Below are 16,580 nucleotides of genomic sequence, written 5' to 3' on the forward strand. Positions count from 1 at the left end.
CTAGCCTAAGCGCAGGCTGTGACCGTGCGATGACAATCGATCGGCCGGGTAACGCGATGGTCGAGCGCGAGGCAAAAACATTTACGCCAATGATCCGCCCGCAAGGCGCGGAGCCTGATAGATTTCGCGCTTCGCAAAAACGGCCTTGGGCTGTTTTCCAATCTGCGGCTTTGTTCGATTTACGCCTTCATGTTTGCACATTCCGGAGTCGATGATGCGCTCACCCGCTGATCTGGCTGCCCGCCTGCGGCCTTCGCGCAAGCTGCTGAACTGGTTTGCCCTGTGCACTGCGGCCTATGCGCTGTTCGGCTTGGTTGCCGTGCCCTATCTGGTACGCCAGCATGGCGAACGTGTGCTGGGCGAGCTCATCGGCCGTGTGGTGACGGTCGAACAGGTACAGTTCAATCCCTTCACCCTTGCGCTTACCGTGGAGGGTTTGCGCGTGCTAGAGGCTGACGGCAGCGCAGCGGCTTTTTCGCTGGCACGCGCGCATGCCAATTTCGAGCTTGAATCGCTCCTGCGCCAGGGCGCCGTTATCCATGAACTGCGTCTGGAAGCACCACGGCTCAGTCTGGTGCGAGGCGCCGACGGGCAGCACAATTGGCGTGATGTCGCCGCTCGCTTGGCTAAGACCGCCGCCGATGGCGAACAGCAAGCACTGCCCGTACGGTTTTCCCTGGGCAATATCCAGCTCAAGGGGGGCGAAGTTGAATTGCACGATCGACAAAACGGTGTGCACCACCAGCTTCGCGAGCTGGCCATCGATCTTCCTTTTTTGTCCAATCTGCCGTCCAAGTTGGACGTGTTCGTAGAACCGCGCGCTTCGGCAACGCTCAATGGCCGACCGGTGAAGCTGAGCGGCAAGACCCGACCGTTTACTGCGGGGAGGGAAACGACGCTGGAATTGGTGCTCGATGAGCTCGAACTGGCCCCTTTTCTGGTCTATTTGCCGTTCGAACCGGCCTTTGCACTGCGCAGTGGACAGTTGAGCACCGACCTCAGCTTGGCTTTTCGCCAGACCGAAGACGGTCCGCCCTATGTCGCGCTCAACGGCGAAGTGCGCCTCGGCCAGCTCCAGGTCGAGGATGCTGGTGGGCGAGCGGTGTTGGCCGCAGAGGAAATCTCCGCCGAGTTGGTCGAAAGCCAACCGTTGGCGGCCAAATGGCATTTCACCCGGTTGCGCATGCAGTCGCCGCATGTGGTGCTGGTGCGCGAGCAAGACGGCCGCTTCAACCTGAGCCGCTTGCTGTGGCCGGACCGTTCCGATGCCAATCGCCAAAGCGGTCAGACGGTCCGGAGCGAAGCCGGCGCAGCGGTCGATTTTCTGCTCGCCCTCGCGCGGGTGCGTGACGGGGTGCTGGATTTTGAAGATCATGCGGCAGCGCCGTTCAAGACCCGTTTGGCCGACATCAACATCGATCTGCGCGATCTGGCTACCGTGGGCGATTTGCCCGCGATGGTTCGCGGCGATTTTTTGACCGACGCCGGCGAGCGCTTCGACTTTCAGGAGCAACTGCGGATTGCGCCTTTCGAGCTGGAGGGCATTGCTACGGTGACCGACCTGCAACCGGCCCGCTTTGCGCCTTATTACCGTCATGTGTTGGGTGGCGGCGAAGTGCGCGGCGGCAAACTCGACGCCGTAGTGCGCCATCGGGTGCGCGCCCGCGATCAGCGGCCGGAAATCGAATTGACGGTGGAAAACCTGGCTATGCGCGACGCGGTACTGGGGCTCAAGGGCGTTCGTCAGGCGCTGCTTGAATTGCCCGAATTGACCGTCGCCGAAATGACCGTGCTGCCGTCCGGGCGCAGCGTTGCGGTCCGTGAAGCCAAGCTGCGCGGCGCCGCGTTGCAGCTCAAGCGCTTGGCCGATGGCAGGCTGGATGCGCTCGACTTTTTGACCTCCGGCGCAGACAAAGGCAGCCCGCCGGCCTGGCGTTACAGCATCGCCCAACTCGGTATCGAAGACACCAGCGTGCGCCTGGAAGATCGCGCTCACCGCGCACCGGTGGTGGTGCATGCCCAGCGCTTGGCGCTCAGCGCCGACGGCCTGTCGAACGCCGAAGGCCATGCGGCCCGTATCAGCCTGCATACCCAGATCAATCAACACGGCAAGCTGCAAGCCGAAGGCAGCTTGGCACTGTCGCCTTTCAAGACTGAGTTGACGCTCGATCTGAGCGCATTCGATCTGTTGCCGCTGCAGCCTTATCTACTGGAACAGACCCAGATCGCCATCGAGGGCGGTCGCCTGGGCGCTCAAGGTGTGTTGGCCTTGGAGCAGCGCGCATCGGGTGATTGGCGCGGGCGCTATCGCGGCGGGTTGACTGTGGAGGATTTTGCCTCTACCGACCGTCGACATGCCGCCGAGTTTGTGCGCTGGCGCCAATTGCGGCTCGATGGGATGGATTTGGCCATGCCCTGGGCCTTGAGCATTGATGAGGCCGCAGTGAGCGGCTTTCATGGTCGGCTGATTCTGGATGAGCGCGGCCGGCTGAACGTCAGGGAGATCGGCCCGCTGACGCCCGAGCCGGGCGATACGCCGGCGGTGGCGGTCTTTTCACCCCCCGCGCAGAGGCCGCCCTTCGCGCTCGGCCGGGTGGTGTTTCGCCAAGGCAGTATCGCGTTCAGCGACCGCTTCATCCGCCCGAATTACGACGCCAACCTGAGCGGGTTGCGCGGCCAACTGGTGGGCTTATCGTCGGACCCATCCACGCTCGCCCGGTTGGAGCTCGATGGTAAGGTGGACAAAACCGCCTCGGTGAGCATCCGCGGCCAGTTCAACCCCTTCCGCGACGATCGCCGGCTGGAGATTGCCGCCGAGGTGAAAGACTTCGATCTGGTCGGCGTGTCCGCATACGCCGGCAAATACGTGGGCTACGGCATCGATAAGGGCAAACTGTCGGCTCAGCTCCAGTACACCATCGAAGACCGCAAACTGGTCGCTTCGCATCAGGTGTTTCTCGATCAACTGACCTTTGGGCCGCCAACCGGTAGTCCTGATGCCATCCAGGCGCCGGTGCAACTGGCGATGGCCTTGCTCAAAAACCGTCGCGGAGAGATCGATTTACATCTGCCGGTGAGCGGTACGCTGGACGACCCGCAGTTCAGCGTCGGCGGCTTGGTTTTGCGCGCCATCATGAGTTTGCTGGGCAAAGCGGTGACTTCGCCGTTTGCTTTGCTGGGCTCGATGTTTGGCGGCGGCGAAGAGCTTTCACAACTGACGTTCGAGCCTGGCACCGCCGAACTGGGGCCGGAGGCGCTGACCCGCCTGCGTACCTTGGCCGACGCCTTGCGCGACCGACCGGCGCTGAAGCTGGAAATTGCCGGCCGTGCCGATCCGGCCACCGACAGAGACGCCCTCAAGCGGCTGGCCTTGCTGCGCACCGTCAAGGCCGTCAAGCAGCGCGCGCTCGTCGACGGTGGCGGACAAGCACCGGCGCTCGACGAGCTGACGCTGACCGACGAGGAGTACCCGGCGTTGCTGCGCAAAGCTTACCGCGAAGGCGATTTCGAAAAGCCGCGCAACTTCTTCGGCATGATCAAGGATGTGCCAGTCGCGCAGATGGAGGCTGCCCTACTGGCCAACACGGTGCTCGAGGCCGAAGCTTTCAGCGCGCTGGCGCAGCAACGTGCGTGGGCTGCGCGTGATTGGCTGATCGACGAGGGCGGGGTGCCGGCCGAGCGGGTCTTTGTCCGTGCGCCCCAGATCGGGCAGACAGGCGGGCAGGACTGTGGTGCCTGTGTGCACTTTGCCTTGCGCTGAGAGTCACGGCGGCCACGCGGGGTGCGGCCGCATGGATGACGGTTCGCGCCCCCGCGGCAATCTATCGCCGGGGGGCGATCTTTAGCACCGCGGGCCGGTGGTCAGGCCGCAGCCAGCGCCTGCTCCAGGTCGGCCAGGATGTCGTCGATGTGCTCGATACCGATCGACAGCCGCACCATGTCGGGGGTGACGCCCGCCTTGGCCAGTTCCGCAGGCGAGAGCTGGCGGTGGGTGGTGGATGCCGGGTGGCAGGCGAGCGTCTTGGCATCGCCGATGTTGACCAGCCGGGTCACCAGTTTCAGCGCATCCTGAAAGCGGCCGCCGGCCTCCAGACCGCCTTTGACGCCGAAAGAGAGAATGCCTGAGGCGCGGCCGCCCATGTACTTCTGCACCAGCGTATGGTCGGCATGATCGGGCAGGCCGGCGTACTTCACCCATGCCACCTTCGGGTGCTTCTTCAGGTACTCGGCCACCTTCAGGGTGTTTTCGCAAATGCGGTCCATGCGCAGCGCTACGGTCTCGATGCCCTGGAGGATCAAAAAAGCGTTGAAAGGCGACAGCGCAGCCCCGGTGTTGCGCAGCGGCACTACGCGGGCGCGGGCGATGTAGGCCGCAGCGCCAAGCGCTTCGGTGTAGACCACGCCGTGGTAGGACACGTCCGGTTCGTTCAGACGGCGAAAGCGCGCCTTGTGCTCGGCCCAGGGGAATTTGCCTGAATCGACGATGATGCCGCCGATCGAGTTGCCATGCCCGCCCAGATACTTGGTCAGCGCATGCACCACGATGTCGGCGCCGTGCTCGAAGGGGCGGCACAGGTAGGGCGTGGGCACGGTGTTGTCCACGATCAGTGGCACGCCGGCCTGGTGGGCAATTTCTGCAAGGCGGCCAATGTCGGTGACGTTGCCCAGCGGGTTGCCCACCGATTCGCAATACACCGCTTTGGTGCGCTCGTCGATCAGCGCGGCAAAGGAGTCGGGGTTGCTCGCATCGGCAAATCGCACCTCGATGCCCAGTTGCGGAAAGGTGTGGGCAAACAGGTTGTAAGTGCCGCCGTAGAGGGTGGCTGCGGAAACGATGTTGTCGCCCACTTCGGCAATGGTCTGGATGGCGTAGGTGATTGCTGACATGCCGGAGGCCACCGCCAGCGCACCGATGCCGCCTTCCATCGCTGCCACGCGCTGCTCCAGCACTGCGGTGGTCGGGTTCATGATGCGGGTGTAGATGTTACCCTGCACCTTGAGGTCGAACAGATCCGCGCCATGCTGGGTGTCATCGAAGGCGTAAGAGGTGGTCTGGTAGATCGGCACGGCCACCGCGCGGGTAGTGGGGTCGGGTTGGTAACCGCCATGAACGGCAATCGTCTCGAATTTCATCGTTTTTTACCTCCTGATGGTAAGCCCCGCAGTATAGCCAGCTGACGCCGGGAGGGTGTTCGGCTTGCAATTTCAGCGACGTTCCCCATACTGAAAAATGACCAGCCGCCGGTACAAGGCTAAAATCATCCGGCATGAAGCGGGTTTGAATAAAAGCAATCAAGGAGGGACATCATGGAGTCGTTGCAAAGGCCTGGGCGCGTGGCGACTTGGTTGGAGCTTGCAGTGGCACCGGATTGGCGGCGGCAGCATTGCCGGGTGCGGGTGCATCGACTGGACGGGGAGGCGGGCAGCGGTTGTTACGCGTTGTCGATGGATGATCGTTGGTTATGTACCGGCGATGGGCGGCTGACCGTATTCAATGGCTTGGAAGCAGCGCTGCGCTTTCTCAAACTGGTGCGTGTCGAGGATTTCGAATCGGAGGACACGCCTGTGAGTAGCGTGGCGTGTAACGGCAATTATTACTGCCTGTGCGTGGGCCGTGGCGGTGCGCTGTCCGCTTGCCCGGCAGGCTGCCGGTTGCAAAGGTTCGACGCCTGAAGCGCCCAGTTCTCTTGACGGTCGGGCGCGGACGGCCGATGCGAGCGCGTCTTGACGTGGGTCAGGTCGGTGCGCTGAGCGTCTGCGATAGGGTCACTTGGCGCTCCGGTCGGCCGATGTAGTAGCCCTGGGCAAAATCGATCTTCAATTCGCGTAGCATCTCCAGCACCTCGGCCGATTCCACGAATTCTGCCACTACCTGGATGTCGAGCGCCTTGGCCAGCTCGGTGATGCTTTGCACGAATACCCGGTCGCGCTCGCTGTTGAGCATGTTGGCGATGAAGTCGCCTTCGATCTTGAGAAAGTCGAAAGGGAAGCGGCGCAGGTAGTGGAAGGACGAGAAACCCGAGCCGAAGTCGTCGATGGCCAGACCAAAGCCCTCGGATTTCAGGTCGGTGATGAAGCGTTCGAGTAGCGACAGATTTTTTACCGTATCCCGCTCGGTGATCTCGAAGACGATGCGCTCGGGCGCGATGCCGGAAGCCTTGACCACGGTGCGCAGGGTACGGGCGAACTCCGAGAGCACCAGGGCGCGCGGCGACAGGTTGAAGAAAATATAGCCGTCGTAATCGCTGTCTTTGATCTTGGCCAATGCAGCCTCGATGACGATCGCGTCCAGGCGGTGGATCACGCCGATTTTTTCGGCGATTTCGATGAACTGATCGGCGCGCATCAGCTCACCGTTGATCTCCAGGCGGGAGAGCACCTCCACCGCTGCCAAGCGGTTGTTTTTCAGGCCCAGGATGGGCTGGAAGAAGGGAATCACCCGGCGCTCGTTGACCGCCGCCAGCACCGCCACGCCCATTTCCGAGACATCCCGGAACACCGCCATCACGTCTTCGGGCGACGGCAGCGACACCCGCTCCTTACCTTCGGCCTTGGCGCGGTACATCATGTTGTCGGCAAACAGGAAGAGATCCTTGGCGTCGGTTGCATGGTCCGGATACACCGCCAGGCCAATGGACACCGAACCATGGATCTGCTCGCCGCCGGGAGTAACCTCGAGCGAGATCGACTTGGCGGCTTCCAGCACACGTTGGGCAATCGCATAACCCTGTTCGACATCGGTTTCCGGCAGCACGACGACAAACTCGTCGCCACCGTAACGCGCCAGGATGTCGCCACCGCGCAGTGCGCTGCTCACCGCCTCGGCAAAGCGCTGCAGGAAGCGGTCGCCGGTGGCGTGGCCGTAGTGGTCGTTGATCAGCTTGAAGTTGTCCAGGTCGATCAGCAGCAGGGTGAACTTGGTGTTATGGCGCTGGCTGCGGCCGATTTCGTAACCCAGCAGTTCCCAGAACACCCGCTGGTTGTAGAGATCGGTGAGCGGGTCGCGGGTGGCGTAGTACTCCAGTTCTCGGGTGTATTTATGGATGGCCTTGATCGAGCCCACTACGTTGAGCAGGGTAGACAGAATGCTGTCGAGCACCAGGCTGTGGGTGTGGTCGGCCAGCGCATCGGAATGCACCCCAATGCCTACGATGTTGCCGATGCGCGGCCGGTCCACGAAGAAGGACTTGATGCGCAGCACCATCGCGTCCTGTTCGGCCAGCGTCATCGCGCGTTCATTATCCGGGGTGTGATGGTGGATGTTCAGTGTCGCCGGTTCACCAAAGCGGGTATCGGCGTGCAAGGCATCGCGGATAGAGCGTTCGATCTGACCCCGGGCGGCTTCGCTTGGTGTGCAGTGCCAGAAAATTTCCACATCGAACAGTTCGTCATCGATCTGAAAGACTGAAAACAGCACATGGGCTTCGATTACGCTGTTGATGTCTTCCAGCAGACGCCCCACATACACACGCCAGTCGCGGATGACCTCGGAAGTGATGACGAATTTTTCCAGCAGACCGATTTCGAACAACAAAATGTCTTTGTCCACCGCCACCGAGCGCAGCTTGGTGGCCAGCGACACAATAGAGGCATGCACCTGGTGGAATTCGTCAAAAGTGTGGCGGTCCTCATTGACCGCAGTAACCGTCCGAGCGACCCCGTTCCCCGGCGGTGCCGAGGGCTTCAGAGGTCGACGACGTGCCTGAGCAGTCCGAACGACACGCGCCAGCCGGGCTCGTTCTCGCAGTCGACGCTGGCCGTCTTCTGATTGATGCGCACGATGGTGCCGATGCGCGTCTGCAGATGGCGATCCTCGAAGCTGACGCGATCGCCGACGCGGAAGTCCTCGCGGGTGGGACGTTGGGCGGGCTTGGCGGTTGGCACCTGAGGCGCGGCGCGGCTGTCGGCAGGGAGTTCGATCGCTGCATAGGGCAGCGTCCAGGTCGCACGGGTGGCGTCGTCCTGCACCGTGACTTGAGTGTCCTTCATCGCCACCACGGTGCCGCTTCGCAGTTGCAGTGCGGCACCCGGGGCTTTCCCGTCCACGAAACGCACCCGTTTCCCCAGGTTCAGATGCAGCCGGATCTGCACGATCCGCGACGGATCCGACATCAGACGCTCGATCACGCGCGACAGGTGGAACAGTTCGAGCGAGCTTGCGCGGTTGAGGGCTTCGAGGGTGGCGGGATCCATCAGGGCGCGGGCTTCCAGTTCATCGGCAGCAGTTCGTCGAGCCGGTCCATGCGGTGGCCGGGCAGGCGCGTGAGCACATCCTTCAGGTAGGCGTAGGGCTCAATGCCGTTCAACCGCGCCGTCTCGATCAGCGAGAGTGCCACGGCGGCGGCCCGTCCGCCACGTGGACTTCCGGCAAACAGCCAGTTCTTCCTCGAGATCGCCACCGGCCGCATCGCCCGCTCGGCGGTATTGTTGTCCGGCGCGAGCAGGCCACTGTCGGCAAACACGGTGAGCGCTGTCCAGTTCGACAGCGCGTAGGCAAACGCACGTCCCAGCGGCGAGCGCGGCAGCAGCGTCGGCTGGTGATGGGCGAGCCAACGGTGGAACGCGGTCAGCACCCGCCGGGTGCGCCCTTGGCGCACGCGCAGGCGTACGTCCGGGTCGGCCTCGGCCAGGCGACGCTCGATGCGGTAGATCAGCCCGATGAAGCGCAACGCGTCATCGGCCAGCCCGGGCGGCGCCCCCTTGGGGGCGGCCTTGATCACATCGAAGAACTTGCGCCGCACATGCGCCCAGCACGCCACATGGGTGACGCCCTCGCGGAAGCTGGCGTGGTAGCCGCTGTAGTCGTCGGCCTGCAGGTAGCCGCGCCACGCGCCCAGGATCCGGCGCGGATGCGTCCCGGATCGATCGGCCGTGAAGTCGTAGAGGGCGGCCGGAGCCACCTTGTGCCACTGACCCTCATCGTCCTTCTGTTGCCCGCCGGCCAGATAGACCCACATCCGGGCGGTGATCGTCTTGCCGGGGGCCTGAAGGGCCAGCGTGGTGTCGTCGGTGAAGATCACCGGGCTCGAGAGTACGTGGCGCTGCAGGGCCGGCATCAACACGGCGAGCAACTCGGTCGCATCGAGCACCCAGTCGCACAGCGTCTGACGTGACAGGGCAACGCCTTGGCGCGCAAAGATCCGCGACTGTCGCGCCAGCGGGCAGTGATCGAGGTATTTCGACACCATCACGTGGGCGAGCAGCCCGGCGCCGGCGTTGCTCCTGAGCAGCGGCGAGCCCTGGGCCGTAGCAGTGCGCACGGTACTGCGGCCGTCGGCGCTCTCGCAGCGGTACTTCAGGCGCACGTTCTGGATCACTTCGAGCCGGGCGGGGATGTACTCGAGCAACTCCGAGACCTCCTCGCCGATGCGCTCGAGCGAGGCGTAGCCGGCCTTCTCGGCATCGGAGAGGTCGTGCTCGACGCGCCGGCGCGGCAGATCCGGGCTGATCGCCGGCCGCCCGCCCTTGCGCCGGGTGTGAGCGCCGACCTCGCGCCGCTCCTCGGCCGGCACAGGGAACTGTACTGGGTCGGACCACAGTTCTGCCTGCCCGAGGTGGATCACCTCGCTGCGCGGCCCGAACAGGCGCCGCCGCAGCTCGACCAACTGGTGACGCAGGGTATCGAGCTGGGCGTCGAACTGCGCACGCATCGCCTGCATCTGCTGCCCCAGCTCGAGCACCAGATCCTGCAGCGGAGCAACCTCCGTGGGCAGGCTGGCGCGATCGATCGGGGCAGGCAGGTTCATGGGCCATGAGCATGCCAGCACCGGCACCTCGGGTGAATGCGGTGAATCACCGATTGCCCACGCGGCCGCGACTTACCCCACGACGCTGGCCGCCACCGGCGCCAGGCGGCGTGTCCGCGACAGATCGATACCATCGAGCCAGGCCAGCAACTCGCTCATCGCCAGGCCCTCAGCCGACAGCCGCGCGGGGTCGGTGAAACGCCCGCGCTCCAGGCGCTTGTACAGCACCCAGAACCCATGGCGGTCCCACACCAGCAGCTTGGCCTTGTCGCGGCGCCGACCGATGAACACGAACACCTGACCCGAGAGCGGGTTCATGCCCATGCAGCGCGACACGATCTGCGCGAGCCCATCGATCGACTTCCTCATGTCCACCGCTTCGCTATAGACGTGGGCGCGGATCGCCGAGGACAGGATCACGGCAGCCGCGCCAGCACGCGATCGAGCACCTGCCGCGCAGCCGCCCCGTGCAGGCGCAGCGTCATCGATTCGGGCAGCACGACTTCGATCTGCATCGCATCGACCTGCCCCGAGGAGGCTGGCTGCACGAGCGCGATGAACCGGCCGCCGGCTTCGCCCACTGCCGACCCTGCCTCGACAGCGGCCAGGCGGTTGATGCGGTGCCGGAACGTCGACAGCGCCAGGCCGGTGGCCTGGCAATACTGCGGAATGCTCAAGCCTTGCCGGCGCCGCTGCTGCTCATGCGAGCGCCAGAATGCATCGTCGCGATGCACGCGCCGCTGAACGCCCGCTTCGCCACGGTCCTGAGCCGGTGGTTCTTCCAGCGCCATCAGTCTGTCCTGCTCCATCATCGTCGCTCTCCTGAAGTGAATTCGGGAGCCGCAACGATCGGCGATTCAGCGCTGACCGGGAACTACGGGGTTGCTCGGACGGTTACCTCATTGACCGCAAGCTGGCGCAGATCGGCGAAGCTGTTGATCGATTCCAGGCTGTTTTCCACTTCGTCCACGCTGCGCTCGATGCGCAGACTGACCCACCATACCGCGCCCAGCGCCACGATCATGCCCAGCAGCAGGCTGGGCAGGGCGCTGATATAAAAGCCGGTGCGCACCTTCCACAACACCGCTTCATAGGGTTGACGCACCTCGATGACGCCCAGCACCTCGCCTACCTCGGCATTGTCATGACAGGCCAGGCAGCGCGCTTCGGCTTTGAGCGGAAAAGTGCGCCGGAATACGCCAAATTCGGCAGAGTCGGCGCCTTGGCCGCTGGCCAGTGTCTGGCGCACCAGTCGGCTGGGGTCGGGTTGATCGATTTCGCCATAGCGTTCGGCCACCGCAGGTGCGCGGAAAATCATCACTTTCAGCCGTTCAGGGGCGGATTCCGGGTTTGCGCTGCCATGGATGCCGGCCAGAAAGCGCTCGGCTTCCTCACGGCTCCAGCCGCGGCTCATGATCTCGTACATTGCCGAGAAGGTCAGTGCGGCCACGTCGTCGGCCTGACGGCGGGCATGTTCGCTAAACGCTTCATCAAACCCGCGGCTGACGGCCCACCAACTGCCCCCCAGGAATACGATGCCGACGGCGATTGACGTGGCGAGGATGAAGCTGCGCAGTTTCATGCAGAAAAGCCTATGCCCAAAGTGGGCTCGAACATACCACCAGTAGGGTTTTACCGCCATGCGATCGGGCAAAAACCCGGCGCAGTCAGCTCAGCTGCACCCGCAGCAGCCCGCGCAAGGCGTTGCCCAGGTAAAGGGCGGATGCTGCGCGCAGTTCGGCCAGGGTCAGCACCCGTTCGCGGGCGCGGCCTTCGTCGAGCATCTTGCGGCGCCATACGCCATCGAGCAGACCGCAGGCGAGCGGCGGCGTCCACAGTTGGCCGTCCAGCTCCACGAACACGCTGCTGCGCGCGCCCTCGCACAGCTGGCCACGTTCGTTGAAGTACAGCAGGTCGAAGTGGCCGGCGGCTATGGCCTGGGTCAGTTCGCGGTCGTAGAGACTGCGGGCGGTGGTTTTGTGGCGCAGTAACGGATCATCGGCGCGCAGCCGGTGGGACGACAGCGTCACGCTCAAGCTGTCCGGCAAGTCATCCAGTGGCGTGGCGCCGATCATGTATCGGCCGTCCGCTTCCAGTTGCAGGCGCACCCGCAGCGTGCCGCTGCGCCCGTCTGCTTCCCTAAGCAAGGCGGCGCGTAGCGCCGGCAGATCGCAGGCAAAGCCCAGCGTGAGCGCCGAGCGCGCCAGGCGGGCGAGATGGCGTTCGAGCAGCGGATAGGGGTTTGCGTCGGCCGGCTGGCAGCGCAGCGTTTCGATCAGTGCGAAACCTGGTGGTGCGCGGTGCACAAAGCTGCCTTTGAGCAAGCATTCGCGCCATTCGTCCTCAGGGTCGGAATCGGCCACGATGCCGCTGCCAATGCCCAGATGGATGCGGCCGTGTGGGTCGATGGTCAGCGTGCGGATCGGCACGTTGAAGCGGAAGTCGCCATTCGGCGCCAGCCAGCCCAGCGCACCGCAATAGATGCCGCGTGGCTGTGTTTCCAGTTCGCGGATGATCTCCATGGCGCGGATGCGCGGCGCGCCGGTGACCGAGCCGCAGGGAAAAAGCGCGCGGAAAATTTCGCTCAGTCCTGCGCTGACCGGTTCGGCGTTGACCGTGGAGGTCATCTGCCAGACGCTGGGATAAGGTTCGATGTCGCACAAGCTCTCTACCCGTACCCCGCCGGCCGGCGCCAGTCGTCCGAGATCGTTACGGATCAGATCCACGATCATCACGTTTTCGGCGCGGTTCTTGGCAGAGGCTGCCAGCGCCTGCGGGTCGCTGGTGCGGGGCGCGGTGCCCTTCATCGGCCGGCAGGTCAATCTGCGGCCGCAGCGCTGGATGAAGAGCTCCGGCGAGCGTGAGAGCAGATGGCGCCGGCCGTCGGTGATATAGGCACCGTAGCGCACCGGCTGAGCGCGCCGCAAACGCTCATAGAGCGCAAGCGGGGCGCCGTAGCAACGGCCGGTGAGCGCGAACGTGTAGTTCGCCTGGTAGCAGTCGCCGGCGTGGATCAGCGCGCGGATGCGTTCGACCGCGGCGCGGTAGCGCCCAGCATCCAGCGTTGGGGCCAAATCCATCACCCCGGCAAGACGCTGGTGTTCGCAAAGCGGCGCGAGCGTGGCGGCGATGTCGTCGGCGGTCTGCGCCGCGCTGCGCCGCTGGCCACGGGCGAACACCCAGGCGGTAAATAGCGGCGCTTCGCGCTTAGCCGGCAGCAGCGGCACCAGGCGCGGCTCCAGCAGGTAACCCAATTCGTAGTCGGCCGCCAGCGCCACCCAGTAGCCGGCGGCCTGGGCGGCTTCGATGGCGGCGAAAGTGCTTTCGATATCCTCCGCCCGTGTGCACTGCAAAGTGTGGCGCAGATCGCTGAGCAACAAATCGCCAGCGGCATCCTGGTTATCGTCGAACAGCGCGAAAGGCGGCGTGGGAAGCATGGAGCAGGTGGCAAGAAAGAGCGCCGATGTTAGCCGAAAGATTTTGTGCGCGTAGTGATTTTGTGCGCCGCAATGTCACCGGCTAAGCTGTCGGTGGTATGCCTTGACGTGGTCGGTCGAAAACCGACTGGGCGTCCGGATGTCAATGAAAGTCCCGGCTGTGTGCCTGAAGTGGGCCAAGCAGCGCGGAGTGGTCCACCACCCGGCCGGCTACCAGATGCACCACCTTGCCCTGGCGGCTGATCTGCCCATAGACGCCCAGCAGACGGGCGCCGAGCAGTTCGCGGCGCTGGGTTTGCAATAGTTGTGGGCGGACGATGACGTTGATCAGTCCGGTTTCGTCCTCCAGGGTAACGAACAGCGTGCCTTGGGCGGTGCCCGGACGCTGGCGGCAGGTGACTAGGCCGGCCGCGCGGGCGATCTGACGGTTCTGGCAGGCGAAAATCTGCTGCGCGCTCAGAAAGCGCATCGCAGCCAGACGCTTGCGCAGCAGCGCCAGCGGGTGAGACCTCAAGGTGAAACCCAGACGGGCGTAGTCGGCAACGATCTCCTGCGCTTCGGAAGCTGCCGGCAGGGCAAGGGGCGCTTCGTTGCGCGGTGCGCCGCGCAGAACCCCAGGCAGCGCCGCGGCGCCGGCGGCTTGCCAGAGCGCCTGGCGGCGGTGGCCGGCCAATTCGGCCAGTGCTCCGGCGCTGGCCAGGATGCGCAGTTCGGCGGCGTCGAGCGCGGCGCGCTCGGCCAGGTCGGCAACGTCCGCAAACGGGCGCGCTTGGCGCGCGGCGACGATGCGTGCCGCCGCAGCGGCATTGAAGCCTTTGATCAGATGCAGACCCAGGCGCACTGCGGGCGGCGGCGTGGCCGCGCTGTCGGCCGTTGTGGCGGACGGTGCCAGCGTGCTGTCCCAGGCGCTGTGACAGACATCGGGCGGCAACACCGGCACATGGTGGCGGCGGGCGTCTTGAATGAGTTGGGAAGGCGAATAGAACCCCATCGGCTGGCTGTTGAGCAGGCCGCACAGGAAAGCCGCCGGGTGGAAGCGCTTGAGCCAGGCCGAGCAATAGACCAGCAGGGCGAAGCTGGCCGCGTGGGATTCGGGAAAGCCATAGCTGCCAAAGCCTTCGATCTGCCGGCATAGGCGCTCGGCGAATTCGGCCGGATAGCCGTTTTTTGCCATGCCGGCCAGAAGTTGCTGACGATAGCGGTCGAGTGCGCCTCTGCCGCGCCAGGAGCCCATCGCACGGCGCAACCGGTCGGCTTCACCTGGGGTGAAACCCGCGGCAGTTACCGCCAACTGCATCACCTGTTCCTGGAAGATCGGCACGCCCAGGGTGCGTTCCAGCACCGGGCGGATCTTCGCGGGCAATTCTGCCAGCGGGTTTTGGCCGCGCGCGGCGCGTTCGCGTGCGGCAAGGTAAGGATGCACCATGCCGCCTTGGATCGGCCCCGGACGGACGATGGCCACTTCCACCACCAGGTCGTAGAAAGTGCGCGGCTTGAGCCGCGGCAGCATGCTGAGCTGGGCGCGCGATTCGACCTGGAATACACCGATGGCGTCGGCAGCACTGAGCATGTCGTAGACCGCCGACACCTCGCGCGGGATGTCGGCCAGGGTGACGGTGCGCCCCTGCCATTCGGACAGCAGCGCAAGGCTGCGGCGCAGCGCGGAGAGCATGCCCAGGGCGAGCACGTCCACCTTGAGTAATCCCATGGCGTCGAGGTCGTCTTTGTCCCACTGGATCACGGTGCGAGCGTCCATTGCGGCGTTTTCCACCGGCACCAGCTCGTCCAGGCGGCCTCGCGCGATGACAAAGCCGCCGACGTGCTGGGAGAGGTGACGCGGGAAACCGAGCAAGGTGTGCACCAGACTGGTGAGCCGGCGCGCGATCGGGCCGTCCGGGTCCAGGCCGGCTTCGCGCAGACGCTCCGGGGCGATCTGACGGCCGTCGAACCACTGCTGGGCGCGCGTGAGGCGTTCGATACACGCTTCGTCCAGGCCCAGTGCGCGGCCGACGTCGCGCAGCGCGCTCCTTGGACGGTAGCTGACCACCGTGGCGGCCAGCGCGGCGCGCTCGCGGCCGTATTTGCGGTACAGGTACTGGATGACTTCTTCGCGGCGATCATGCTCGAAGTCGACATCGATGTCCGGCGGCTCGTTGCGTTCGCGCGAGATGAAGCGCTCGAACAGCATGATGCCTTGCTCGGGATGCACCTCGGTGATGCCCAGCGCCCAGCACACCGCCGAGTTGGCCGCCGAGCCGCGTCCCTGGCACAGAATGCCGGCGCTGCGGGCAAAGTGCACGATGTCATGCACGGTGAGAAAGTAAGGTTCATAACGCAGTTCGGCAATCAGCGCGAGTTCATGCTCCACCATGGCCCGCACCCGCGGCGGAGCGGGGTCGTCGGCCGGCTCGGGGCGGCTGTCGTGGCCCGGTGTGGCGACTTGCCGACGGTGACCCGCCGGTCCGTAGCGCCAGGCGAGTCCGCCTTCGACCAGGCGGCGCAGCCAGGTGGTGGCCGATTCGCCCGCTGGCACCAGTTCTTCGGGATACTCGTAACGCAGTTCATCCAGCGAAAATGTGCAGCGTGCCGCCACCGCCAGGGTTTCGGCCAGCCACTCGGCCGGCAGGCGGCGGGCCAGCTCCGCCGGCGGGTGCAGGCGGCGCTCGGCATTGGCGGCGAGCGCCAGACCGGCTTCGGTCAGCGGAGTGCGCAGGCGGATCGCGGTGAGCACGTCGGCCAGTTCCCGCCGGCTGGCGTCGTGCATCAATGCACCGGTGGCCGCCACCACCGGTAGTCCGGTGCGGCGGGCGAGCGCTTGCACCGTGCCCTGCCGGGTGTGCTCGTCGGGGCCGCAGGGGCAGTCCAGCGCAATCCAGGCACGGCCGCGGAAAACGCTGGCCAGCCAATCGGCTTGCTCGGTCAGGGTCGCCTCCAGACGGGCGCTCTCGGCCGGTGTCAACAACAAGGCAAGACAGCCGGGCAAGCCGTCTTGCAGGTCGGCACGGTTCAGGCGGTATTCGCCCTTGGGCGCGGAGCGCCGACCCTGGCTGATCAGGCGGCAAAGCCGGCCGTAGCCTTCGCGGTTGGCAGCCAGCAACACCAAGCCGGTGCCGTCTTGCAGGAACACGCGGCTGCCAACGATCAGTTTGAGCGGCAGCCGCTGGCGACGGATTTCGCCGTGCGCCCGCACCACTCCGGCCAGCGAGCACTCATCGGTGAGCGCCAAGGCGGCATAGCCCAATGCCGCAGCCTGCCGGACCAGCTCTTCGGGATGCGAGGCACCGCGCAAAAAGCTGAAGCAAGACAGACAATGGAGTTCGGCATAGGCAGGATAGCTCATGACTGTAATTATATATAGCCTTTGCCGGTATATCGGGCCGGTCGAGGGTCATCTGGG

Annotated in this window: 11 protein-coding genes; 2 read left to right on the forward strand and 9 right to left on the reverse strand. The window is 64.8% G+C overall.

The genetic code is table 11. From position 1 onward, the window contains the following. The first annotated feature begins 214 nt into the window (after positions 1–214). Complete coding sequence (locus DIE29_RS06985) at positions 215–3,760, forward strand: DUF748 domain-containing protein (RefSeq protein WP_162860607.1); 3,546 nt, start codon at positions 215–217, stop codon at positions 3,758–3,760. A 101-nt stretch (positions 3,761–3,861) separates the two neighbouring features. Here DIE29_RS06985 and DIE29_RS06990 read toward each other — a convergent pair whose 3' ends face one another. Next, entirely contained in the window at positions 3,862–5,133 is a 1,272-nt protein-coding gene (locus tag DIE29_RS06990; protein WP_114649548.1) for a bifunctional O-acetylhomoserine aminocarboxypropyltransferase/cysteine synthase, read from the reverse strand. 174 nt (positions 5,134–5,307) lie between these two features. Between DIE29_RS06990 and DIE29_RS14575 the strand changes: the two genes are divergently transcribed. Next, entirely contained in the window at positions 5,308–5,673 is a 366-nt protein-coding gene (locus DIE29_RS14575) for a hypothetical protein (protein WP_162860608.1), read from the forward strand. A gap of 61 nt (positions 5,674–5,734) precedes the next feature. On the opposite strand, the gene DIE29_RS07000 is transcribed toward DIE29_RS14575, so the two are convergent. The 8 genes from DIE29_RS07000 to DIE29_RS07035 all read right to left on the reverse strand — a co-directional run bounded on the left by DIE29_RS07000 (position 5,735) and on the right by DIE29_RS07035 (position 16,523). Next, positions 5,735–7,597 carry a putative bifunctional diguanylate cyclase/phosphodiesterase gene (locus DIE29_RS07000; RefSeq protein WP_237269533.1) on the reverse strand — a complete coding sequence of 621 codons (1,863 nt, stop codon included), beginning with the start codon at positions 7,595–7,597 and terminating at the stop codon, positions 5,735–5,737. Positions 7,598–7,683: 86 nt separating this feature from the next. Continuing rightward, entirely contained in the window at positions 7,684–8,193 is a 510-nt protein-coding gene (locus DIE29_RS07005) for a hypothetical protein (RefSeq protein WP_043743033.1), read from the reverse strand. Beyond that, positions 8,193–9,746: an IS66 family transposase gene (gene tnpC, locus DIE29_RS07010; protein ID WP_114649551.1), complete on the reverse strand. Its 1,554-nt coding sequence runs from the start codon at positions 9,744–9,746 to the stop codon at positions 8,193–8,195. The genes DIE29_RS07005 and tnpC overlap by 1 nt, the downstream gene beginning before the upstream one ends. Positions 9,747–9,818: 72 nt before the next feature. Next, a complete protein-coding gene (tnpB, locus tag DIE29_RS07015; protein ID WP_043743036.1) occupies positions 9,819–10,166 on the reverse strand; it encodes an IS66 family insertion sequence element accessory protein TnpB in 348 nt (115 codons plus the stop codon). Next, positions 10,163–10,558, reverse strand: a complete 396-nt coding sequence (gene tnpA / locus DIE29_RS07020; protein ID WP_043743039.1) for an IS66 family insertion sequence element accessory protein TnpA — start codon at positions 10,556–10,558, stop codon at positions 10,163–10,165. Before tnpA ends, tnpB begins: the two co-directional genes overlap by 4 nt. Positions 10,559–10,620: 62 nt before the next feature. Further along, on the reverse strand, positions 10,621–11,328 hold the full coding sequence (locus DIE29_RS07025) for a hypothetical protein (protein ID WP_114649552.1): 708 nt from the start codon (positions 11,326–11,328) through the stop codon (positions 10,621–10,623). A gap of 85 nt (positions 11,329–11,413) precedes the next feature. Continuing rightward, the gene (pabB, locus tag DIE29_RS07030; protein ID WP_108080128.1) at positions 11,414–13,183 is read right to left on the reverse strand and encodes an aminodeoxychorismate synthase component I; all 1,770 of its coding nucleotides are present in this window, start codon (positions 13,181–13,183) and stop codon (positions 11,414–11,416) included. Between the two features lie 142 nt (positions 13,184–13,325). Beyond that, positions 13,326–16,523: an error-prone DNA polymerase gene (locus DIE29_RS07035; protein ID WP_114649553.1), complete on the reverse strand. Its 3,198-nt coding sequence runs from the start codon at positions 16,521–16,523 to the stop codon at positions 13,326–13,328. Positions 16,524–16,580: the final 57 nt, after the last annotated feature.

Origin of the sequence: Pseudothauera hydrothermalis (genome assembly GCF_003345255.1) — a bacterium.
Lineage (GTDB): Bacteria > Pseudomonadota > Gammaproteobacteria > Burkholderiales > Rhodocyclaceae > Pseudothauera > Pseudothauera hydrothermalis.